The organism is Streptacidiphilus neutrinimicus, from assembly GCF_000787815.1.
GTDB lineage: Bacteria > Actinomycetota > Actinomycetes > Streptomycetales > Streptomycetaceae > Streptacidiphilus > Streptacidiphilus neutrinimicus.
In genome coordinates this window covers 89,502-111,882 of the sequence record NZ_BBPO01000001.1, presented here as the reverse complement: position 1 = coordinate 111,882, position 22,381 = coordinate 89,502, and the positions used below count along the sequence as shown (strand labels likewise).

Here is a 22,381-nt window from a genome sequence, read left to right as displayed (position 1 = left end):
GCCCGCGCCCGCGCCGACCGCGCCGGCGGCGCAGGCGCCGGCGGCCGCGATGCGGTCGGCCAGCTCCTCCGCGCTGCGCGCGTCGGGATGGTGCGCGCGCAGTGTCGCCACATCGCGCACCTTGATGCGGGGTGCCGCCGTCATCAGGCGGTCGGCAAGGCCGACCGCGCCGTCCTTGGCACCCCTGCCGAGGCCTCGCCCCAGCTTTCGCGCGAGCGAGGCCATACGGCCCTGCTCGGCGGGGACGGAGTCCGCTCCTGCGGACCCGTCCCAGACCTCCATCTCGTCGGCGATCCGGGCAAGGTCGGCCGTCGTCTCGTCGAGCGCCACACTAGGTTCGTTCGCTGACGGTCCGGCCGGGTCCTTCCCGGCGCCTGAGGATCTCTGCGGCTTGCGGAACGGTCCCATGAGTCCCCTTCCTACACCGCTCGATCAGGCGGCGCAGTCCCGGCAGATCGGCTGGCCGTTCTTCTCGTTGGCCAGCTGGCTCCGGTGGTGCACCAGGAAGCAGCTCGAGCAGGTGAACTCGTCGGCCTGGCGCGGAAGCACCCGGACGGACAGCTCCTCGTTGCTGAGGTCTGCTCCGGGCAGCTCCAGTCCCTCGGCAGCCTCGAACTCGTCGACATCGACCGAGCTGGTCGTCTTCTCGTTCCGGCGTGCCTTGAGTTCCTCGATGCTGTCCGATTCGAGGTCGTCATCGGTCTTGCGCGGGGTGTCGTAGTCAGTCGCCATATCACTCTCCCCCTTTGGGCGTGTTGCGGTTGTCTCCAGCGCACGTAACGCGCAGGGGGCCGGACTTGTGCCCGACCCGAGGGCGAGATTTTGCCTTACTTCAAGGTCCGTTACTCAATCGACACCCGATCAGACCCCCGAAGAGGTGATCGCGGGGGCTGTTCGGGGAGGTCAGCGGGGGCCGGGCGGCTATCCTTCATTGACCACTTACCGTGATCATGACGGGCGGAAACCCGGAAACCACAAGGCTCTGCGGCCATCCGCCCGATCACTGTCCGTCATAAGCTGTTCGACGTCACTTTGGCTGAAAATGTGCGCACACCCACAGTGACATACCAGTTTGTGACGTTCGTCACGGTTCTGGAAAGTCGGGACTTGTCCGCCCATGGACGACCAAGGACCACGAAGGACGCGAAGAGCGACGAAGAACGACGAACCCGTCCCGCTAGCCGACGCGGCGCTCCTGGGCGGCCTGTCGACGGGCCAGAATGGCCGCCTGACGCTCGTCGAAGCGGGTCGCCTGGGTGTCGAGCCCATCGAGGAACAAACCGAGCTCCTGCTGGGCCTGGAGGCCTTCGGGGCCCAGGCCGGTGATCTCCATGACCTTCAGCTTGCGCAGCACCGGCTGAAGCACGTCGTCGTGGTGGATCCGCAGGTTGTAGATCCCGCCGACGGCGATCTGGACGGCCGCGCGCTCGAAGCCGGGCATGCTGTGGCCGGGCATCCGGAAGTTGATCACCACGTCGGCGATGGCGCGCATGGCCTGGTCGGGGGCGATCTCCAGGGCGGCCTTCAGCAGGTTCCGGTAGAAGACCATGTGCAGGTTCTCGTCGGTGGCGATGCGCGACAGCATGCGGTCGCACATCGGGTCGCCGGAGTTGTGGCCGGTGTTCCGGTGCGAGATGCGCGTGGCGAGCTCCTGGAAGGAGACGTAGGCCACCGAGTGCAGCATCGAGTGGTTGTTGTCGGACTCGAAGCCGCCGGCCATGTGCGTCATCCTGGCCCGCTCCAGGGCGACCGGGTCGACGGCGCGCGTGGTCAGCAGGTAGTCGCGCATGACGATCGAGTGGCGGCCCTCCTCGGCCGTCCACTGGTGCACCCAGGTGCCCCAGGCGCCGTCACGGCCGAACATGGACGCGATCTCGTGGTGATAGCTCGGGAGGTTGTCCTCCGTGAGCAGGTTGACCACCAGCGAGACCCGGGCGACGTCGGTGACCTTGGACTGCTCGACCGACCAGGCCTCCCCGCCCATCAGGCCGTCGAAGTCGCGGCCCATGCTCCACGGCACGTACTCGTGCGGCATCCACTCCTTGGCGACGCCGAGGTGCCGGTTGAGCTCGCGCTCGACGACCTCGTCCAGGGCGTGGATGAGCTGCACGTCGGTCCAGCCGGTGCGGCCGGCGGGGCGGTCGGGGGCGATCGTCACGGCAATCCAACTCTCGAATACGGCTCGCGGTACGCCCTGCGGGACGGCACGGGTACGGCGTGGAGAACTCTCACCTACGGTTCCGTAGGTTACGCCACCGTAGGTTGACGACGCGACCGCTGGCAAGGCCACGGGCCCACGTCACAAGCTGGGCATTCAGTTACTTGCCGGTCGTCAAAGAGCCGGAACGGAGCAGCAGATTCCGCCCCCTCGCAGGTGAGCGAGGGGGCGGCGGAGGCCGCGGGGCGTCAGCCGATGGCGCCCCTGGTCGGCAGCGGCGGCAGGGACGGCGCCTTGGCGGCCGGGATCCGGACACGGATCAGCAGACCGCCCTCGGCGCGCGGAACGGCCTCGATGGAGCCGTTGTGGGCCCGCACGACCGAGCGGACGATCGAGAGGCCGAGACCCACGCCCTTGTCGCTCTGCGTCCGTTCCCGGCCCTTCCCGCGCCGGAACGGCTCGAATATGTTCTCCACGTCGTAGCCGGGCACGACGGGCCCGCTGTTGACCACCACGAGCTCCCCGCCCCCGTTGAGGGCGGCGTGCACCTGCACGTCCACCCAGCCGTCCTGGGGCAGGTTGTACTTCACGGCGTTCTGGATCAGGTTCAGCGCCACCCGCTCCAGCAGCACGCCGTTGCCGGCGACCACCACCTCGCCCGCCACCGGCGGCAGCGTCGAGCGGAGCCGGACGCCGCGGTCCTCGGCCTCGCCACGGGTCTGCTCCAGCGCCTGCCGGGCCACCTCGCCGAGGTCCACCGGCTTGCGTTCGGTCAGCTCGTTGTCGCTGCGGGCGAGCAGCAGCAGGCCCTCGACGAGCTGCTCGCTGCGCTCGTTGGTGGCCAGCAGCGTCTTGCCCAGCTGCACCAGCTCCGGCGGGGCCGCCGGGTCGGAGAGCTGGACCTCCAGCAGGGTGCGGTTGATCGCCAGCGGGGTGCGCAGCTCGTGCGAGGCGTTGGCCACGAACTTCTGCTGCGACTCGAAGGATCTGTCCAGCCGGTCCAGCATGTCGTCGAAGGTGTCGGCCAGCTCCTTGAGCTCGTCGTCCGGCCCGTCCAGCTCGATCCGACGGTGCAGGTCGGAGGAGGCCACCTGGCGCGCGGTCCGGGTGATCCGGCCGAGGGGGCTGAGCACGCGGCCGGCCATCGCGTAGCCGAAGAAGACCGCGAGGATCAGCAGCGCGAGCAGCGCGGCCAGGGACTTCCAGACCAGCACGTGCAGCGCGTCGGACGCCTCCTGGTGCTGGTAGTTGTAGAGCCAGGCGCGGAACTCGTCACCGGTGAGCGGCGTGCCGTCCTGGGTGGTGATCGTGACGTTCGGGCCCACGTGGATCAACGGGATCCTGGTGGCGCTGCTGAAGGCCTGGTTCACGAACAGGTACATCGCCAACACCATGATCAGCCCGGCGAGCAGGAACATCCCGCCGTAGAACATGGTCAGCCGGATGCGCAGGGTCGGCCGGAACGGGAGCAGCGACTCCCTGATGTCGATGTGGTTGCCGTGGTCGGGGTGGTTGCCGCCGCCCCCGCCCCGCAGGCCCCTGGTCTCTGTGGTGGTCACGACTCAGATCCGGTATCCCGAGCCCGGCACCGTGATGATCACCGCCGGCTCGCCGAGCTTGCGCCGCAGCGTCATCACGGTGACCCGGACGACGTTGGTGAACGGGTCGGTGTGCTCGTCCCAGGCCTTCTCCAGCAGTTGCTCGGCGGAGACGACGGCCCCGCCGGCCCGCATCAGCACCTCCAGCACGGCGAACTCCTTCGGCGCGAGGGAGATCGGCTTGCCCTCGCGCAGCACCTCGCGGCGGCCAGGGTCCAGCGTGATCCCGGCCCGCTCCAGCACCGGCGGCAGCGGCGTCGTCGCACGCCGGCCGAGCGCCCGTACCCGGGCGACGAGTTCGCTGAAGGCGAACGGCTTCGGCAGGTAGTCGTCGGCGCCCAGCTCCAGGCCCTCGACGCGGTCGCTGATGTCGCCTGCGGCCGTCAGCATCAGCACGCGCGTCGGCAGCGCCTCCTCGACCAGCTTGCGGCACACGTCGTCGCCGTGGACGAGGGGCAGGTCCCGGTCGAGCACCACGACGTCGTACTCGTTGAGCGCGATCCGGTCCAGCGCGGCCTGGCCGTCGTAGACGACGTCCACGGCCATGGCCTCGCGGCGCAGGCCGGTGGCGACAGCGTCGGCGAGCAGTTGCTCGTCCTCGACCACGAGTACTCGCACCAAAGGTCCTTTCGGGGCGGCACGCGCCGGAAGGGGGCGCGCGCACGGAGTCATCCCACCGTGTCCGGCAGGCTTCCATCCTGCCTCGACCCGCCGTAAAGCACTGGTAAGCGGCGCGTGACCAGGCGCGGCCGCGCTCGGCCCGGATGTGACCCAATTCGCTTCCGGTCCGAGGTTTCCCCGCTCAGACGCTTGGGGAGGACGCTGATTACACCCGCGATGCACCAGCGCAATGTGCGCTGCAGGCACATGTGTGTCATGTGTTTCGCACCCGCCCGCCGTGCGGCCATCCGCGCCGGGTCCCCCGTAACCCGGGGCCGCCACGACACCAGCAAGGGGGTCAACCTATGGACGCCTTCACCGCCGGCATCCTCCAGCGCATCCGCAACGCCGAGCAGGACCTGCACCGAGCCCTGGAGTCGGGGGACGACTTCCTGGCCGAGGTCGAGCAGTCCGAGCTTGACGACCTGCGTCGTCTCGCGGCGGAGCACGGCATCGAACTGATGCCGACCGCCCCGCGCACCGCGGCCTGACCCTTCCCCGGCCCACCCCGCCCTCGCCCGCCCCAACCCCTCGCCCCGCACCCGCGCCCGCCCCGGACCCAGTCCGGGGCGCCTTCGTGTGCGGGGCGAGTCGCTTCTGGCCGCTCGCGGAGGCCGGGTGGAGGCGGCGTGGCCGGGGGCTCAGTCGTGCCAGGCGCCCAGGTGCTCCAGGGAGGCCTGGAGGGGCTCGAAGAGGCCAGGGGGTGCGGCGACGGTGAGCTCGGGGCTGGGCGGCAGGCCCGGGCGGCCGGAGACCACGGCGCCGGCCTCGGCGGCGATCAGCGCGCCGGCGCTGTAGTCCCAGGGGTTGAGGCCGCGCTCGTAGTAGCCGTCCAGGCGTCCTGCGGCGACGTCGCAGAGGTCCACCGCGGCGGAGCCGCCACGACGGATGTCGCGGACCTGGGGCAGCAGGGAGGCGAGCACCTCCGCCTGGCGAGCGCGGCGCTGCTGCAGGTAGCCGAAGCCCGTGCCGATCAGCGCCCGGTCCATCGGGGGCGCGGTGCGGACGGTGAGGGCGCGCCCGTCCAGGTACGCGCCCTCGCCGCGTACGGCGTGCACGCGCTCGCCGCGCGGCGGGACCTCGACGACGCCGACGACCACCTCGCCGTCGAGTTCGGCGGCGATGCTGACCGCCCAGGCCGGCAGGCCGTACAGGTAGTTGACGGTCCCGTCCAGCGGGTCGATGATCCAGCGCACCCCGCTGGTCCCCTCGCGGGAGGCGCCCTCCTCTCCCAACAGCCCGTCCTCCGGACGGCGTTCGGCGATCAGCCCGGTGATCAGCTTCTCCGCGGCGAGGTCCATCTCGGTCACCACGTCGACCGCGCTGCTCTTCGTCGCCGCGACGCCGAGGTCGGCCGGGCGGCCGTCGCGCAGCAGCGCACCCGCACGGGACGCGGCCTCGACGGCGACGTCGAGAAGTTCGGCGTACAGCTTCTGATGTTCCGTCATGGCGCGTTCCCCTTCGAGCGACACGTGAGGTGGAGCGGACGGCGCGTCAGTCGGTCCAGTCCTCGCCGGCCGCGGCGGGCGCCGCGCCGCGGGCCGCCGGGCAGCAGCCGACCGGGCAGACGTCGTGGGACGCGCCGAACGCGCCCAGCGCGCACGGGGTGACCTGCTCGCCCCGGGTCCGCGCGGCGCGCTCCAGGACCAGGTCGCGGACGGCCGCGGCGAAGCGCGGGTCCGCCCCGACGGTGGCGGCGCGGGCGACGGGCAGGCCGAGCTCGTCGGCCTTCTCGCGGGCCTGGGTGTCGAGGTCGTACTTGACCTCCATGTGGTCCGAGACGAAGCCGATCGGCACCATGACCACCGCCGCGGCTCCGTCCGCGTGCTGGGCCTCCAGGTGGTCGCAGATGTCGGGTTCCAGCCACGGGATGTGCGGCGCGCCGCTGCGGCTCTGGTAGACCAGCTCCCACGGGCGGTCGGCGACTCCCGTCGCCTCCGCGACGGCCTCGGCGATCAGGCGGGCGACCTCAAGATGCTGGGCGACGTAGGCGCCGCCGTGCGTGCCCCGAGCCGGATCGCCGGGCGCGCCCGAGGAGTCGGCCAGCACGTCCGGGATGGAGTGGGTGGTGAAGGCCAGCCGAGCGCCCGCGCGCACGCCCTCCGGGAGGGTGTCCAGCGCGGCGAGCGTGGACTCGATCATCGGCTCGACGAAGCCCGGGTGGTTGTAGAACAGCCGCAGCTTGTCCAGCCGCAGCTCGGCCGCGCCGGGCGCGCCCTCCTCGCGGAGCGCGGTGAGCGCGGCGGCGAGGTTCTCGCGGTACTGGCGGCAGCCCGAGTAGTTGGCGTAGGCGCTGGTGGCCAGCACCAGGACGCGGCGGTGGCCGTCGGCTGCCATCTCGCGCAGGGTGTCGACCAGGTAGGGGGCCCAGTTCCGGTTGCCCCAGTAGACCGGCAGGTCCAGGCCGTGGTCGGCGAAGTCGGCGCGCAGCGCCGCCAGCAGCTCGCGGTTCTGCGCGTTGATCGGGCTGACGCCGCCGAAGAGGAAGTAGTGCTGCCCGACCTCGGCCAGGCGCTCCTTGGGGATACCGCGTCCCCGGGTGACGTTCTCCAGGAAGGGCACGACGTCCTCGGGGCCCTCCGGGCCGCCGAAGGAGAGCAGAAGCAGGGCGTCGTACGGAGCATGCGCGTCGGACATGCCCTGATCTTTACATGCGCACCGCCCTCGACGCGGAGGCGGCCGAGGACGTGCTCACCCCCTGAGATATCCGCTGGGCCGCCCGCCCCGAGCCGCGTAAGCTGTCTAAACCACCCATATCCCTTACGGAGCTCCTGTGCCCTCCGCGCTGTCCGCGCTCTCCGCCTACCGGCGGATCTTCGCCGAGGCCCCCGGCAGCCTCGCGTTCTCCGCCGCCGGGTTCATCGCGCGGATGCCGATGTCGATGATGGGCATCGGCATGGTGACCATGCTCTCCTCGCTGCGCGGCGACTACGCGCTCGGCGGCGCGGTCTCGGCCACCATCGCGCTGGCGGCCGCGTTGCTCGGTCCGCAGGTGGCGCGACTGGTCGACCGGTACGGGCAGAGCAGGATCGCGCTGCGCGCGACCGGCGTGACCGTGGCCGCGATGGGAGCGCTGCTGCTCTGCGCCGCCTTCGGCGCGCCGGACTGGACGCTCTTCGTCTGCGCCGCCGTGGTCGGCTGCATGCCCGCGGTGGGCTCGCTGGTGCGCGCCCGCTGGGCGAACCTCTACCAGGGCTCACCGCTGCTGCACACGGCGTACTCCTTCGAGTCGGTCGTCGACGAGATCGTCTTCATCGTCGGGCCGATCCTGGCCGTGGGTCTGTCCACCTCCTGGTTCCCGGAGGCCGGCCCGCTGTCGGCGCTGATCCTGCTGGCCGTCGGCACGCTGATGTTCTGCGCCCAGGGCCGCACCGAGCCGCCCGTGCACCCGCACACCCACGCCACGGCGGCCGGCTCCGCGCTGCGCACCCGCGGACTGCTGGTGCTGGTGCTCACCTTCGTCGGCGTCGGCGCCGTCTTCGGCAGTGTCGAGGTGGTGACCGTGGCCTTCGCGGACCACCTGCACCACAAGGCGCTCTCCTCCGTGGTGCTGGCGATCTACGCCCTCGGCTCCTGCGTCGCCGGCATCGTCTTCGGCGCGCTCCACCTGAAGGGCCCGCTCTCGCGTCGGTTCCTGGTGGGGATCGTCACGCTGGGGCTGAGTATGCTGCCGCTCCTATTCGTGAAGAACCTCGTGGCCCTGGCGGTGGCGCTGTTCGTCGCCGGGTTGTCCATCTCCCCCACCATGGTCACCACCATGGCGCTGGTGGAACGGATCGTGCCGACGGCCAAGCTGACCGAGGGCATGACCTGGACCACCACCGGGCTGGCCGTGGGGGTGGCCTTCGGCTCCTCCGCCGCGGGCTGGACGGTGGACGCCGCGGGCGCCTCCAGCGGCTACTGGGTGACGGTGGCCGCCGCGGGGCTCTCGGTGGCCGCGGCGTTCCTCGGGTCTCGTCGACTGCGGTCGGCGCCGGAGCAGCGGGAGCGTGCACGTGTCGAGTCCGACGACCCAGCCGAGCCTGTGGAACAACTGGGCCGGTAACCAGACCGCCCGGCCGAGCCGGGTGGTGACGCCCGGCTCCGTGGCGGAGCTGGCCGAGACGATCACCGCCGCCGGGGCCGAGGGGCTCCCGGTCAAGGCCGTCGGCAGCGGCCACTCGTTCACCCCGATCGCCGTGACCGACGGCGTCCTGGTCCGGCCGGACGGGCTGACCGCGGTCCGCGAGATCGACCGCGAGGGCGGCACCGTCACCGTCGAGTCCGGCCTGCCGCTGGAGCGGCTCAACCTGCTGCTGCACTCGGTGGGACTCGCCCTGACCAACATGGGCGACATCATGGTGCAGACGGTGGCCGGGGCCGCCGGCACGGGCACCCACGGCACCGGCCGTGACTCCGGCTCGATCGCCGCACAGATCAGGGCCCTGGAGATCGTCCTCGCCGACGGCACGGTCACCCGGTGCTCCCCGAGCGAGGACCCGGAGCTGTTCGAGGGCGCGCGGCTCGGGCTGGGCGCGCTGGGCGTGGTCAGCGCGATCACCTTCGGCGTCGAGCCGGCCTTCCTGCTGACGGCGCACGAGGCGCCGATGCCCTTCGACGAGGTGCTCGGCCGCTTCGACGAACTGGCGAACGACAACGAGCACTTCGAGTTCTACTGGTTCCCGCACACCGAGGGCTGCACCACCAAGCGCAACAACCGCAGCACGGGGCCGGCCGCGCCACTGCCGGGGTTCCGGCGCTGGCTCGACGACGACTTCGTCTCCAACACCGTCTGGGAGGGCGCCTGCCGGGTCGGCCGCGCCTTCCCGCGGACCATCCCGGCGATAGCGAAGATCTCCAGCCGGGCCTGGTCCGAGCGGACCTACACGGACACGTCGTACAAGGTCTTCACCAGCCCGCGCCGGGTCCGCTTCGTCGAGATGGAGTACGCCGTCCCGCGCGAGGCGGCGACGACGGCGCTGCGCGAACTCAAGCGCAGGATCGAGCGCTCGGACTGGAAGATCTCCTTCCCGGTCGAGGTCCGCGTCGCCCCCGCCGACGACCTCTGGCTCTCGACCGCGAGCGGCCGGGACACGGCGTACATCGCCGTGCACCTGTACCAGGGCACGGCCGAGCCGGCCTACTTCACCGAGGTGGAGCAGATCATGACGGCCCACCAGGGCCGCCCCCACTGGGGCAAGCTGCACACCCGCGACGCGGAGTACCTCGCGGGCGTCTACCCGCGCTTCGGCGACTTCACCGCCCTGCGGGACCGGGTCGACCCGGAGAGGCGCTTCGCCAACGACTACCTCCGCCGGGTCCTGGGCGACTGACCGCCGCAGCGGACGGCGCGGGGTGCGGCGGCTCAGGGGGAGGGCGCGGTCTGCGGGGCGGCTGAGACGGACGGGGACGCGCCCGAGCCGCTGCCGTCCGTGGCGGCGGAGTCGTCGGGGGTGGGCTTCGGGGTCGCCGGGTCGGGCTTCGTGCCGGCGCTTCCGCTCGGCTCCGGACCGGCCGAGGCCCCCGAGGCTCCCGGAGTGGCCGAGGTGCGGCTGTCGCTCTTCTCCGCGGTGTCGCGGGTACCGCCGGTGCCGGCGCCGCGGCCGGTGGACGCGCCGGGTGACGGGTCGACAGGTGCGGAGGTGCCGCCCTTCGGCCGCGCGCCGCCCTCGTCGCCGCCTCCGAAGAGATTCGCCGCAGGCTTGCCGGACGCCAGTTCGATCACGCCGACCGTGCCCATCGCCAGCGCGAAGACGATGGCGGCGGTGACGGCGTAGACCTTCCAGCTCTTGGGTTTGAGACTGGGCCGCCCGCGGTACACGGCGACGGCCTCGGCCTGGTCAGGGGGGTTGATTCGCGCCATCATCCGCGTGTGCTCGCCGCCGCGGTCGAAGGGGTCGAAGACCTGCGCCTCCGCCGCTCCGGCGGGTCCCGCCGCCGGAGGCGCCTGTTCGATCGGCGTCGGCGTCGTCGCCCTCTCCCGGAGCTGTTCGCCGGTGCGCCGGAACAGGTGCTGGAACACGGCCGTCCCGGTGGTCGCGCCGACGCTGACCACGGCCGCGCCGAGGATCGTCCCGTAGACGCCCAACTGCGACGCGAGGACCGCGCCGACCACCGCGGCGAGCGCGCTCGCCGCCACCTGGGCGAGGCTCAGATCGAGGGTCCTGCGCGTGGGCTTTCCGCCCTGATTTTCCAAATCCTCCATCAATGCCCCTCGATGCTGCCTTTGTCCATGGTGCACCAGGTACGACCGTTCGAAGGACCCCACAGTTCCGGATGGCCGAAATGTGTGAAGATGATCACCGTAAGCCGCGCGGACGACCGCCATCGGAGTGGCGACCCTTGAGAATCCAGCGATTCGGGGCAGACTTGAGCCGCGAGCCGCACCATCCGGGGGCCACGTTTGGAGTAGTGTGGCGTGAAGCCCGGCTGCGCGCGGTCGGCGACGCTCGTCCCGGGGTGCTCGCCGCGAAAGGCGCGGATCCGGGGGTCGGAACAATGGGAACAGTGACAGGTAGTCAAAAGAAGTAACTGTGCCATAACGGTGAGTCGCGGACCGAGGCTGACCCGCCGGGTAACTCTGCAATGTTGTGGTCCGCCGGGACGTCGGCACGCCACACTCGTTACGGGAGCAGCGACGCAGGTGACGTCGGCAGGCACCACCCGGGAGGTAACCGTGCCCGAACTGCGCGTCGTAGCCGTCAGCAATGACGGCTCACGGCTGGTGCTCAAGGCTGCCGATTCGACGGAATACTTCCTTCCGATTGACGAGCGGCTGCGTGCCGCGGTCCGCGGCGACCGGCCGCGTCTCGGTCAGATCGACGTCGAGAGCCACCTCCGCCCCCGTGACATCCAGGCGCGCATCCGTGCCGGCGCGACGGCCGAGGAGGTCGCCCAGCAGGCCGGCATCTCCGTCGAGCGGGTCCGCCGCTTCGAGGGCCCCGTCCTCGCCGAGCGCGCGTTCATGGCCGAGCGCGCCCGGAAGACCCCGGTGCGCCGCGCCGGCGAGTCCACCGGCCCGCAGCTCGGCGACGCCGTCGCCGAGCGCCTGCTGCTGCGCGGCGCGGAGAAGGACAGCACGGTTTGGGACTCCTACCGTCGCGACGACGGCACCTGGGAGATCATCCTCGGCTTCCGCGCGGACTCCGCGGCGCGGCAGGCCCGGTGGACCTACGACCCGCCGCGTCGCCTGGTCCAGCCCTGCGACGACGAGGCCCGCGCGCTGATCGGCGAGTCGCCCGCGCTGGCGGCCGAGCCGACGCATCCGTTCGTCCCCCGCATCGCCCGGCTCCCCGGAGCCGACCGCGGCATGGGCATGCGCCCGCTCGCCCCCGAGCGGCCGCCGCTGGAGCGGCTCTCGCTGGAGCGCCCGTCGCTCGACCGCGTGGAGCGGGTGGAACGCGTCGAGCGGGTGGAGCGGGCTCCCGAGCCGACGGCGCCCGCTGCGACCGCAGCCGCGGCGTCCGCTGCCGCGTCGAGTGTCGCGGACCAGCTGGACTCCGTGGACTTCCTCGACCTCGACGCGGTCCAGACGCCGCTGCCGTCCGCGCTGCCGGACGAGTCCTCGCTGGCCGAGGAGACGGAGGTCCCCCCGGCGGCGGCAGCCGCGGGCGCGGGCGCGGCCTACGCCGACGTCCTCATGCCCCGCATGGCCACGCCGCACCGCGACCGCCTCATCGGCTCCACCGACCGCCAGGCCGAGGCTGACGGCGTCCGCCCCGGCCGCAGGGCAGCCGTGCCCAGCTGGGACGAGATCGTCTTCGGCACCCGCCGCAAGAAGCAGGACTGACGCCTCCTCAGCCTGGCGGCCACGCGGACACCCACGCAGTGCCTCAGGGGCGCGAGGCTCTGCCGATGTGCGGCTCCGCCGCATGGGCGCGGGCAACCACCGGCGTGCGAATGGCCCTGCACGAAGAGGACTATCCGCACGCGGGCGGCTTGTCGCGCAGTTCCCCGCGCCCTGGGAGAGTGCGACAAGCCGCGGGAGCGTGCGTGATCGCTCCGGTCGGCGTCGCGCCCTGAGGGCGCGTCAGCGGGGGTTGGGGCCGGTGGTGGCGGGTCGGGAGGGGTCGGTGGACCACTCGCTCCAGCTGCCCGGGTAGAGCGTGGCCGGGAGGCCCGCGAGCTCGAGGGCGAGGACGGTGTGGGCCGCCGTCACCCCGGATCCGCAGTAGACCGCGATGTCCGTGTCCGCCGTCGCGCCCAGGGCGCGGAAGCGGGTGGCGAGCTCCGCCGGAGGCAGGAAGCGGCCGGAGGCGTCCACGTTGTCCGAGGTCGGCGCGGAGAGCGCGCCGGGGATGTGGCCGGCGCGGGGGTCGACGGGCTCGGTCTCGCCGCGGTAGCGCTCCCCCGCGCGCACGTCGAGCAGGACCCGCGCGGGGCCCTCCGCCGCAGGCCACGCCGCCGCGCCGTCCGCGTCGATCGTCGGGAGGCCGCCTGGCACCACCGTGAAGTCGCCCGACTCCTCCGCCGGCTCCTCCGCCGACAGCGGGAGGCCCGCCTCGGTCCACGCCCGCAGGCCGCCGTCCAGCACGCGCACGCGTGTGTGCCCGGCCCAGCGCAGCAGCCACCAGGCGCGGGCCGCGGACATGGAGGTGGCCGCGTCGTACACGACGACGTCGCGGTCCGCGCGCACCCCGGCGCGCCGCAGCGCGGCCTGGAACACCGCGGGCGAGGGCAGTGGGTGACGGCCCGCCACGCCCGGCGCGCCGGCGAGTTCGCGGTCCAGGTCGACGTAGTGCGCGCCGGGCAGGTGGCCCTTGGCGAACTCCTCGTCCCCCGGCGGGCCGCCGAGGCTCCAGCGGACGTCGAGCAGCGTCGGCGGCTGCTCCCCGGCGAGCAGGTCCGCGAGACCGGCCGGGCCGATCAGGGTGGTGGCAGGCTCATTCATAGGGACATTGTCGTGCCAACGGCAGCGCTCGGGGGCCCGGGGTGGGAGCATCGGGGGCGTGAGTGAGAGCTTGCGGCAGCCACAGGGGACTCCCTGCTGGGTGAGCCTGATGGCACATGACCTCCACGCGGCCTGCGCGTACTACTCGGGCCTGCTCGGCTGGGAGTACCAGGGCGGCCCGGACCGCCTCGGTCCGTACCTGCGCGCGACGCTGGACGGGCTCCTCGTCGCCGGAATCGGACAGTTCGAGGAGACGGCCGGCTTCCCGGTGGACTGGGTCACCTACTTCTCCGTGGACAGCGCGGACGAGGTGGCGAACCGGATCCGCGACTGCGGCGGCACCGTCGCGCTCGGCCCGCTGGACTCGGCCGACGCCGGACGGCTCGTGCTCGCGGCGGACCCGGCGGGCGCCGTGTTCGGCGCGTGGGAGCCCCGCGGGCACCAGGGCTGGCAGGTGCGGCGCGAGCCGGGCGCGGTGGTCTGGAGCGAGCTGCGCACCCCCTCGGTGCTGGACTCCGCCGACTTCTACGCCAAGGTCTTCGGCCTCGCGGCCGTCGAGGACGGCCGCGCCGAGATCGGTCGCGACGAGGACGCCATACTGCTCCGCTACGGCGGCCACCGCGTCGCGGGCATCCGTGCGGCCGATCCCGGGGACCCGCGTCCGCGCTGGCGCGTCTACTTCGCGGTCGCCGACCTCGACATGGCGGTCAAGACGGCGATCGAACTCGGCGGCAGCCTGGAGCGGTCGCTGCCGCCCGCGCGCTACGGCGAGGGCGCGTTCCTGCGGGACCCGCAGGGCGGTCCGTTCGCGCTCGTGCGGCTCGCGGAGGCGTGAACGGGCGCGGCAGCCCCGGGCGTTCACCGACTTGTCCCGACAAGTTCATCGGCCCTGAGGTGTGGTACGCGCTCACGCGGCGCGGCGTCCCCCGTTAGGGTGACGGGAACCGTTCGCACGACCCAGCTCAGGGGCACCGCATGGCACTCCCGCACCAGTCCGACCGGGGCGAGCGCGCCCGCCGTGTCCTCGTCGTCGGCATCGACGGCGTCCGCCTCGACGTCCTGGCCGAACTGGAGACGCCCCGCCTGGACGAGGTCGCCGACGCCGGCTTCCTCGCGCCCGTCGTGATCGACGCGGGCACTCCGACCATGTCCGGCCCCTGCTGGGCCACGATCGCCACCGGCGTCCACGTCACCAAGCACGCGGTGTGGAACAACGACTTCACCGGCCACCGCCTGGCGGTCTTCCCCGACTTCCTCACCCGCCTCACCCACGGCTTCGGCCGCCGCACCTACGTCGCGGCGGCGTGGGAGCCGCTGGTGCTGGCGCGCAGCGGCGGTCCGCTGTTCAACGGGCCCGGGCGCCTCAGCTTCGTCGCCCCGGCGGCGGAGACGTGCGAGGACTGGGAGGCGGTCGACGAGCGGATGGTCCGCGACGCGGTCACCGTCCTGCGCGAGGAGGACCCCGAGGCGTCCTTCGTCTACCTGGGCGCCGTCGACGAGACCGCGCACCTGCGCGGCTGCGGCGCGGACTACCGCGAGGCGGTCCTGCGGGCGGACGAACGCCTCGGGCGTCTCCTCGACGCGCTCCGCGCCCGGCCCACCTACGCGGATGAGGACTGGACGGTCATCGTCGTCACCGACCACGGGCACGTGGACGAGGGCGGCCACGGCGGCGACAGCGTGCTCGAGCGCACCGCCTGGATCGCCTGCAGCGGACCGGAGTTCGCCCCGGGCTCGATCACCGCCCCGCTGCGCCACGTCGACGTGGCCCCCCAGGTCTTCGCCTCCCTCGGGCTCCGGCCTGACCGCCACTGGACCCTCGACGGCCTCCCCTTCGCCGCCTCCGCGGCCCGCGCCTCGGCAGACCTCCAGCCCGCCTGAATCCGGCAACTCCCTGCGGACGTGGGCGACTCCAATCGCTCCCACTGGGCATCCGTCAGATCACCCCTATGTCCCACGGTCCTGTCAACGACTCAACTGATCTCCGGGACACTGCCCAACCGCCCTGTCCGACCGGCGGGCTACGCTCAGCCTCGCTGACGGCACGTCGAACTCGTGGCCGAAAATCACCGGACGGGAATGGAGAGCAGGGCATGGACTGGACGTTCGAAGACGAGGACCACCTGGCCGACTTCTTCGCGGCACTGCCCGCGCTGGATGCCGGTGAGCAGTCGGCCAGGTACCGCCGGGTCGAAGTGGACTTCGGCGGTGACACCGCCTGGTTCGAGGATCCGTTCAGCGATGACGCGTTCGGTGTCCCGGTGGGGGCGGGCCCGCACGCGGTGTATCTGCTGCTCGACGGTGATGGCGACGGCGAGTCTGTGCCCGAGGTGTCCGCCGTGCTCGTCCGCTCCGGCGACGCCCTGCCCGTGGAGGCGGGTGACTTGGGCGACGGGCTGATGACCAACTCCGGGTTCCTCGTGGTGCGCGGCGGAGAGTTGGACTCCGGCGTGCAGGGTGTGCTTCCGGCGGTCGCCCGCGCGCTGGCCGCGCTGAAGCGGCGGCCGCCGGTCGAGGACGGTGGCTGGGACCGCGCCGAGGACCTGGAGCAGGGCCTCGCGGAAGCGGGCATCGATGCCGACACGCTCGCCTCCGACGGCGCCGAGCCGGGTGACTACGCAGAAGGCTGGCTGCTCTCCGCTGACGGCCGGTCGGAGGTGGCGGCGCTCGGGTGCTTCGTCGACCCGGACGGTCACCAACTGCTGCCCTGCCTCGACTCCGAGGGGAACGAGGTCGGCGTCCTGCTCTGCCGCTGAGACCCCTGCTCCGACGCGCCCACCGGCGGCGGCGAGGTTAGGACTTGTCGGTCGATCATGTGACTGTCAGCTGACTTGCTCGTCGGTTCTGGCATGCGGCGGGGTGATCTGACAGATGCCGAGTGGGAGCGGCTGAGGCCGTTCCTGCCCGTCAGCAACAGGCGTTGTGGCCGGTGGCGGGACCATCGACAGGTGATCGACGGGATTACCGTCGTGATCTGGCTTCGTACGTGATCGACCGGACAAGTCCTACTACTGCTGGCCCGGCACGGGGGAGACGGCGTCGAAGGGGAGGACGTCGGGGGAGAGGGCGCCGGCGCGGGAGGTGGCGGAGGTCATGCGCTTGCGGTGGTGTCGGCGGCACAGGACCTCGTAGCCGATCTGGTCGTCGTTGACGACCACGTCGCCGACGACGACCTGGGCGCCCTCGACCACCATGACGCCGCCGACCGTGCGGGCGTTGTGCGTCGCCCGCGCGCCGCACCAGCACAGGGCCTCGACCTGCAGCACCTCGACGCGGTCCGCGAGTTCGATCAGGCGCGCGGAGCCGGGGAAGAGCCGGGTGCGGAAGTCGGTGGTGATGCCGAAGGTGTAGACGTCGATCGCCAGGTCGTCGACGACGCGGGCGAGTTGGTCGACCTGGCCGGCCTCGAAGAACTGGGCCTCGTCGCAGATGAGGTAGTCGATCCGCTCCCCCGCGGAAAGGGCCTTCACCACGTAGTGGTGGAAGTCGAGGCCCTCGCGGACCTCGACGGCCTGGGTGCTGAGGCCCAGCCTGCTGGAGAGCGTCGCCGCGCCCGCGCGGTCGTTGCGGGTGAAGATGGTGCCGCGGCGGCCGCGGGCCCGGTGGTTGTGGTCCATCTGCAGCGCCAGCGTGGACTTGCCGCAGTCCATCGTCCCGGAGAAGAAGACCAGCTCAGCCACGGCGCACCTCCAGCAGCGGCACCAGCAGTTCGGAGTCGAGCAGCGAGCCGTGCATGCCGACCATGGACGACTCCCCCGGCTCGCGGCGGGTCGCGGTCACGGCCGCGTCGGAGGCCGCGACGGCGACGACGTCGCCGATGCGGCCGCGGACACGGTCCTCGACGACGGGGCCGAACCAGCCGGCCTCGATCGCCTCGTCGCGGGAGGCGATCCAGAAGCGGTCGCCGAGGCGCTCGCGCCAGGCGGCGAGCAGATCGGCCTCCGCACCGGGCTGGGCGTAGAGGTGACGGGCGCGGCCCTCGCCGCCGAGCAGGAGCATGCCGGCGCGCAGGTCCTCCTGCTCCGGCGCGTCCATGTCGACACGGGCTCCGGCGGCCGGGTCCGTCGGCACGTCGACCATGCCGTGGTCGGCGGTGATGTAGAGCGCGGAGCGCGGCGGCAACTGCTCGGCGAGGCGCTGGGCGAGCCGGTCCACGGCCATGAGCTGGCCGCGCCAGGCGTCGGAGGCCGCGCCATGGCGGTGGCCCATGCCGTCGAGCTCGCTGTAGTAGGTGTAGACGAGGGCGCGGTCCGCGGCGGCCAGGCGCTCGGCGGCCAGGTCCATCCGCTCCTCGCCGGTGAGCCGCCCGACGAACTCGCCGCCGGACAGGGCCACCTCCGTCAGCGGGGTGAACTCGAAGGTCGGCGAGGAGACCTGGCAGGTCGCCACGCCGTGCGCGTGAGTGCGCTGGAAGACCGTCGGATACGGCTGCCAGCTGCGCGGGGTGACGTGCGGCTGCCAGCGCAGCTGGTTCATCAGCCGCCGCTCGCCGGGGATGCGGACCAGGTAGCCGGCCAGGCCGTGCTCGCCCGGCGGACGTCCCGTGCCGAAGGAGGCGAGGCTGGTCGCGGTCGTCGCCGGGAAGCCGGCGGTGAGCGGACGCCCGCTGCCCGCGAGCGAGCTCGACAGCAGCGAGGTGAGGAACGGCGCCTCGTCCGGGTGACCGCGCAGCAGCTCCCAGCCGAGTCCGTCGATCAAGAAGACACAGACGCGGTCCGCGGCCGGCAGCCGCAGGCCAGTCGCGGGCACGCCGTCGGCCTCAGTCAGACCGAGGCCGACCGCGACCGCGGGCAGCACGTCCGCGAGGGCGGCCGAGCCGTAGGCGGGGACCGGCGCGGCAGTGTGAGGGAGAGTCATCGAGTCGTTTCTACAGGACGCGGGCAGGCGGCGAGGGGCGAAGGGCTCGGCGGATCCGGCCGTGGGGATCCGGTGGTATGGGGCCGGGGGAAGAGGCGGCGCCCGGGACGGGCCCGTGACGGAGGTACTCCCGTCCGCAGGCGGGGGCGGTGGCGCCTCTCGGCACGGCCGGGCCTACTGGTCCGTGGTGCGCGCCGTGGCCTCGGACAGGGCCCGGGCGAAGGCGAGCGCCTGCGCGACCGTCTCCGGGCCGTCGCCCGCCTCGCTGACCCGCAGCGAGAGGTCGTCGGCGGTGGTCGAGCCGGTGTAGCCGTGGTCGGCGTCGCAGTTCGGGTCGCCGCAGGCGGCCGGCTCCAGGTCGATCCGGGAGACGGCGCCCCAGCCGATGGTGAGCACCACCTCGCGCGGCAGGGAGCCGCGCACGTACGTCTCCGGGTTGGCGACGACCCGACTGACCACGACCGACGAGATCCGGCCGACCTTGACGCTCTCGGTGGAGGTCGTCGCGTACGGCACCGGCGAGGAGTCGTCGGCGCCCTGCTCGTCGGTGTGGCTGACGATGAAGCGGGCGTCGGTCAGCACCAGCACGGTCACGTGGCGGCGGACCTCGTTGGCGTCGAAGGTGGTCTCCTGGTGCACCAGGAAGGCCTCGACGCTCTCGCTCCCCACGGCCTGCTCGACGGCCTCGGACACGAGGGTCGGGTAGTAGCCGCTGCGCTCGATCGCGGAGCGCAGCCCCTGGGTGGTGGTCGTCGTACCGGTCTTCGCCATACCTACCATCCTGGCATGACCCGGGCCCGGCTCACGCCAGCGCGCGCGGTCCGAGGTCGGTCCGTGCGGGCAGTCGGGCCAAACGGACGTCCGCACCCAGCACCACGAGGCCCTTACGCCCCACCCGGACCGGCTCCAGCGTGAGCGAGGCCACCTCCGGCAGGTCGTCCACGAGCTGCGAGACGCGCAGCAGCAGCAGCTCCAGGGCGGCGGTGTCGACCGGTTCGGAGCCGCGCCAGCCGAAGAGCAGCGGGGCCGCCTTGATCTCCCGGATCAGCGCGGCGGCCTCGGGCGCCGTGGCCGGAATCAGCCGGTGCGCGACATCCCCCAACAGCTCGGAGGCGACGCCCGTGAGCCCGAAGGAGAGGATCGCGCCGACGGCCGGATCGACGGAGGCGGAGACGGTGGTGTCCACGAAGACGCCGTCGGTCACGAGCGCCTGTCCGGCCTCGGGCTCGACCCGCACGCCGTAGCAGGCCAGCAGCCGGGCGGCGGCGGCCGCGTCGAGCACGGCCTCCTGGCCCCGGCCGAGCGCCTCGGCGACCAGGGCTCGCGCCTGTTGCTCGGCGACGTCGTCGAACTCGGGGATCGTCCGCGGCTCCGCGCTCCGCGCCCGCCACTGCGCGTACCGCGTCGCGTGCGCCAGCGCCCGCACCGCCCGCTCCGGCCGCGGATACCCCGGCACCCGCCCCCCGGCAACCGCCGGACTGCCGTCCTGGCCGTCACCCGTGTGGCTGCCGAAACCCGCGCCGGTTCCGGACCCGGTCGCCGACCCCGCTTCAGCACTCGCCGCGCCGTCCTTGCCGCCCCCGGCCGAGCCGCCTCCGCCGGGGGCGCTCAGCCGATCGGAGCCGGGCGAGGTGGCAGGGGCGGCAGTCGGCGTGGCCAGGGCCTGCGGCGTGCCCGCGCGGCCGGCAAGGACGGAGGTCGGCGCGGCTGGCGCGGCTGTGTCCTCGAACGCGTTCGGGCCGTCCGCTTCCGCGTCGGCCTCGGCGGCGGGGGCGCTGACCTGGTCGACGAGTTCGGGCATGGCGAGGTGGACGATGATCAGCGGCTTGGCCGCCCGGCGGGCGCGGGCGGCGCTGTCGCGGAGGGCAGCGGCGAGGGGGGCGAGGTCGAGGGCCGGGGCGGTGGCCGCCGTCGGCGGGCTGGTGCGGCTGATCAGGCCGGAGCCCGGGAAGCTCGGGAAGCCCCCCGCGCCGATCGGCGGGATGACCACGGCGACGACGGCGTCGCTGTCCGGGCGGTCGATCGCGGCCCGCAGGCCGTTGCGGAAGTCGTCCGGGGTGGCGCTCGTCGTGAGGTCGTGCGGCAGCAGCGGCCGCAGGCCCATGCCCAGGGCGACGTCGTGGGTGAGCAGGCCGAGGGAGTCGGAGTTGCCGACGATCGCGATCCGCGGGCCCGCCGGGAGCGGCTGGTGGGCGAGCAGGTCGGCGGCGTCGTACAGCTCGGTGATGGTGTCGACGCGGATCACCCCGGCCTGCTCGAAGAGGGTGTCGACCGTCGAGTCGGCGATGCGCGTCAGCGCCGCGGCGTGCCCGGCGGGGATGCTGCGGGTGTCGCGCCCGCCCTTCACCACCACCAGCGGCTTGCGCGCCGCTACCCGCCGCGCCAGCCGGCTGAACTTGCGCGGGTTGCCGAAGGACTCCAGATAGAGCAGCGCGACGCCGGTGGCCTCGTCCTCGTCGAAGAACTGCAGCAGATCGTTTCCGGAGACGTCGGCGCGGTTGCCCACGGAGGCGAACGCCGAGATGCCGAGGCCGCGCCGGTGCGCGGCCTCCAGCAGTGCCGCGCCGATCGCGCCCGACTGCGTGAAGATCCCGAGCGGTCCGCGCCGGGGCAGCTGGGGAGAGAGGGAGGCGTCGAGCCGCACCGCCGGATCGGTGTTGATCAGGCCGAACGCGTTCGGCCCGAGCACGCGCATGCCCGCCGCGCGCGCCTGCCGGACCAGTTCGCGCTGACGGGCGCGACCGTCGAGGCCGGTCTCGGCGTAGCCGGCGGTGATCACCACGAGCCCGTGCACGCCCGCCGCGCCGCAGTCGGCCACCACCTCGGGGACCTGCTCGGCGGGGACGGCGATCACCGCGAGGTCCACCGGGTCCGCCACGTCGGCGATGGAGGCGTGCACCGGTACGCCGTCCAGCTCGGCGAGGCCGGTCCCGGGATCGGCGGCGGCCGGGTTGATCGCATAGAGGGGGCCGGTGAACCCGCCCGAGAGCAGGTTGCGCAGCACCGTGCGACCGACACCGACGGGGTTGCGGCCCGCGCCGATCACCGCGACGGACCGGGGCGCGAGCAGCCGCTGCATCGAACGCGCCTCGGCCCGGTGCTCACGGGCGCGCATGACCGCGAGGGACTCCTCGGTCGGCGCGAGGTCGAACTCGAAGTGCAGCACGCCGTCGGCGAAGCTGCGCTGCTGGGTGTAGCCGGCCTCGGTGAAGACCTTGGCCATCTTGCGGTTCTCGGGCAGCACCTCGGCCACGAAACGACGGATGCCGCGCTCGCGGGCGGTCGCGGCGATGTGCTCCAGCAGCGCGGAGGCCACGCCTCGCCCCTGGTGGGCGTCCTGCACGAGGAAAGCGACCTCGGCCTCGGTGCCGGAGCCGGAGGGGCGTCCGGTGGCGTCGATGCGGTCGTAGCGGACGGTTGCGATGAACTGGTCGTTGACCAGTGCGGCCAGGCCCACGCGGTCGACGAAGTCGTGGTGGGTGAAGTGCCGGACGTCCTTGGCGGACAGCCGCGGGTAGGGAGCGAAGAAGCGGTAGTACTTCGACTCGTCGGAGACGCGCTGGTAGAAGGCGACGAGACGGTCCGCGTCGTCGGGGACGATCGGGCGGATCCGGGCCGTGCCGCCGTCGCGCAGCACGATGTCGGCCTCCCAGTGGGCCGGGTAGCTCTCGCTCACTCGCTCAGGTTAACCGCGGAACCGGCATGGGTAGCGTGCGACGCAGAAGGGGTCGTGGAGGGGCCGCGCCCGGTCCCCGCGAAGGCGTGTCAGAATGGTCTAGACAACAGGAGAGCCGACGGGTCCGGACCGGAGCCGAATGCTACGAATAACCTGAGTGGTCCGAATCCTCGAGTCACCGCATCGCGGATCAACACGCACCACGCACCACGCGAAAGGCACGCACCATGGCAGAGCGCCGCGTCACCATCGGCTGGCCCGAGGGCCTGCACGCCCGTCCCGCCTCCATCTTCGTCCGCGCCGCCGGCGCGGTGGGCGTACCGGTGACCATCTCCAAGAACGGCGGCGACCCCGTCAACGCCGCGTCCATGCTCGCGCTGCTGGGCCTCGGCGCCCAGGGCGGCGAGGAGGTCGTTCTCGCCTCCGACGCCGACGGCGCCGACGCCGCGCTCGACCGCCTGGCGAAACTGGTGGGCGAGGGCCTGAACGAGCTGCCCGCCGCCTGAGCCTCCGGGCGCTGGGGCCCGCCGCGCCGCCGAGGCGGCGCGGCACCGTGCCCCGCC

The 22,381-nt window shown here is 72.8% G+C and carries 20 protein-coding genes and 2 pseudogenes; 9 read left to right on the top strand and 13 right to left on the bottom strand.

Features of this window, described 5'->3' with window-relative positions:
- From TR48_RS42845 to TR48_RS00445, 5 genes and pseudogenes are all read right to left on the bottom strand, one after another.
- Positions 1-330, bottom strand: a pseudogene (locus TR48_RS42845) (hypothetical protein); the annotation flags it as partial.
- A gap of 102 nt (positions 331-432) precedes the next feature.
- Entirely contained in the window at positions 433-732 is a 300-nt protein-coding gene (locus TR48_RS00460) for a DUF4193 domain-containing protein (protein WP_042363734.1), read from the bottom strand.
- Between the two features lie 445 nt (positions 733-1,177).
- Positions 1,178-2,158 carry an acyl-ACP desaturase gene (locus TR48_RS00455; protein ID WP_042363733.1) on the bottom strand — a complete coding sequence of 327 codons (981 nt, stop codon included), beginning with the start codon at positions 2,156-2,158 and terminating at the stop codon, positions 1,178-1,180.
- A 248-nt stretch (positions 2,159-2,406) separates the two neighbouring features.
- Positions 2,407-3,648 carry a sensor histidine kinase gene (locus tag TR48_RS00450; RefSeq protein ID WP_042363902.1) on the bottom strand — a complete coding sequence of 414 codons (1,242 nt, stop codon included), beginning with the start codon at positions 3,646-3,648 and terminating at the stop codon, positions 2,407-2,409.
- A 72-nt stretch (positions 3,649-3,720) separates the two neighbouring features.
- Entirely contained in the window at positions 3,721-4,374 is a 654-nt protein-coding gene (locus TR48_RS00445) for a response regulator transcription factor (RefSeq protein ID WP_042363732.1), read from the bottom strand.
- A 347-nt stretch (positions 4,375-4,721) separates the two neighbouring features.
- Here TR48_RS00445 and TR48_RS00440 point away from each other — a divergent pair, with 347 nt between their 5' ends.
- The gene (locus TR48_RS00440) at positions 4,722-4,907 is read left to right on the top strand and encodes a hypothetical protein (protein ID WP_042363731.1); all 186 of its coding nucleotides are present in this window, start codon (positions 4,722-4,724) and stop codon (positions 4,905-4,907) included.
- A 150-nt stretch (positions 4,908-5,057) separates the two neighbouring features.
- On the opposite strand, the gene TR48_RS00435 is transcribed toward TR48_RS00440, so the two are convergent.
- Together TR48_RS00435 and TR48_RS00430 are read right to left on the bottom strand one after the other, a co-directional pair.
- Positions 5,058-5,864, bottom strand: coding sequence for an inositol monophosphatase family protein (locus TR48_RS00435; RefSeq protein WP_042363730.1), 807 nt, complete (start codon positions 5,862-5,864; stop codon positions 5,058-5,060).
- Positions 5,865-5,910: 46 nt separating this feature from the next.
- Positions 5,911-7,053, bottom strand: coding sequence for a ferrochelatase (locus TR48_RS00430; RefSeq protein WP_042363729.1), 1,143 nt, complete (start codon positions 7,051-7,053; stop codon positions 5,911-5,913).
- 136 nt (positions 7,054-7,189) lie between these two features.
- Between TR48_RS00430 and TR48_RS00425 the strand changes: the two genes are divergently transcribed.
- Positions 7,190-8,461 (top strand): MFS transporter, encoded by a 1,272-nt coding sequence (locus TR48_RS00425; RefSeq protein WP_236651939.1) that lies wholly within the window; start codon positions 7,190-7,192, stop codon positions 8,459-8,461.
- Complete coding sequence (locus TR48_RS00420; RefSeq protein ID WP_236651938.1) at positions 8,412-9,728, top strand: D-arabinono-1,4-lactone oxidase; 1,317 nt, start codon at positions 8,412-8,414, stop codon at positions 9,726-9,728. The genes TR48_RS00425 and TR48_RS00420 overlap by 50 nt, the downstream gene beginning before the upstream one ends.
- Before the next feature lie 32 nt (positions 9,729-9,760).
- Here the strand turns inward: TR48_RS00420 and TR48_RS38495 are convergent, their stop codons facing one another.
- On the bottom strand, positions 9,761-10,600 hold the full coding sequence (locus tag TR48_RS38495; RefSeq protein WP_152627727.1) for a hypothetical protein: 840 nt from the start codon (positions 10,598-10,600) through the stop codon (positions 9,761-9,763).
- A gap of 438 nt (positions 10,601-11,038) precedes the next feature.
- Between TR48_RS38495 and sepH the strand changes: the two genes are divergently transcribed.
- Positions 11,039-12,184 (top strand): septation protein SepH, encoded by a 1,146-nt coding sequence (sepH, locus tag TR48_RS00410; RefSeq protein ID WP_084728650.1) that lies wholly within the window; start codon positions 11,039-11,041, stop codon positions 12,182-12,184.
- A gap of 240 nt (positions 12,185-12,424) precedes the next feature.
- Here the strand turns inward: sepH and TR48_RS00405 are convergent, their stop codons facing one another.
- Entirely contained in the window at positions 12,425-13,285 is an 861-nt protein-coding gene (locus tag TR48_RS00405) for a sulfurtransferase (protein ID WP_042363726.1), read from the bottom strand.
- A 109-nt stretch (positions 13,286-13,394) separates the two neighbouring features.
- On the opposite strand from TR48_RS00405, the gene TR48_RS00400 reads away from it, so the two are divergent.
- The 4 genes and pseudogenes from TR48_RS00400 to TR48_RS45085 form a co-directional block, all read left to right on the top strand.
- Positions 13,395-14,120: a VOC family protein gene (locus TR48_RS00400; protein WP_152627726.1), complete on the top strand. Its 726-nt coding sequence runs from the start codon at positions 13,395-13,397 to the stop codon at positions 14,118-14,120.
- A 140-nt stretch (positions 14,121-14,260) separates the two neighbouring features.
- Positions 14,261-15,166: an alkaline phosphatase family protein gene (locus tag TR48_RS00395; protein WP_042363724.1), complete on the top strand. Its 906-nt coding sequence runs from the start codon at positions 14,261-14,263 to the stop codon at positions 15,164-15,166.
- A gap of 212 nt (positions 15,167-15,378) precedes the next feature.
- Positions 15,379-16,041: a hypothetical protein gene (locus tag TR48_RS00390; protein ID WP_042363723.1), complete on the top strand. Its 663-nt coding sequence runs from the start codon at positions 15,379-15,381 to the stop codon at positions 16,039-16,041.
- Between the two features lie 93 nt (positions 16,042-16,134).
- Positions 16,135-16,272, top strand: a pseudogene (locus tag TR48_RS45085) (IS5/IS1182 family transposase); the annotation flags it as partial.
- A 21-nt stretch (positions 16,273-16,293) separates the two neighbouring features.
- Here the strand turns inward: TR48_RS45085 and TR48_RS00385 are convergent.
- The 4 genes from TR48_RS00385 to TR48_RS00370 form a co-directional block, all read right to left on the bottom strand.
- Positions 16,294-16,965, bottom strand: coding sequence for a thymidine kinase (locus tag TR48_RS00385; protein ID WP_042363722.1), 672 nt, complete (start codon positions 16,963-16,965; stop codon positions 16,294-16,296).
- Complete coding sequence (locus TR48_RS00380; protein ID WP_042363721.1) at positions 16,958-18,142, bottom strand: alkaline phosphatase family protein; 1,185 nt, start codon at positions 18,140-18,142, stop codon at positions 16,958-16,960. The genes TR48_RS00385 and TR48_RS00380 overlap by 8 nt, the downstream gene beginning before the upstream one ends.
- Positions 18,143-18,316: 174 nt before the next feature.
- On the bottom strand, positions 18,317-18,913 hold the full coding sequence (locus TR48_RS00375) for a DUF5998 family protein (RefSeq protein ID WP_042363720.1): 597 nt from the start codon (positions 18,911-18,913) through the stop codon (positions 18,317-18,319).
- 31 nt (positions 18,914-18,944) lie between these two features.
- Positions 18,945-21,818: a bifunctional acetate--CoA ligase family protein/GNAT family N-acetyltransferase gene (locus TR48_RS00370; protein WP_042363719.1), complete on the bottom strand. Its 2,874-nt coding sequence runs from the start codon at positions 21,816-21,818 to the stop codon at positions 18,945-18,947.
- Positions 21,819-22,045: 227 nt separating this feature from the next.
- Between TR48_RS00370 and TR48_RS00365 the strand changes: the two genes are divergently transcribed.
- The gene (locus tag TR48_RS00365; protein ID WP_042363718.1) at positions 22,046-22,324 is read left to right on the top strand and encodes an HPr family phosphocarrier protein; all 279 of its coding nucleotides are present in this window, start codon (positions 22,046-22,048) and stop codon (positions 22,322-22,324) included.
- The last annotated feature ends 57 nt before the right edge of the window (positions 22,325-22,381 follow it).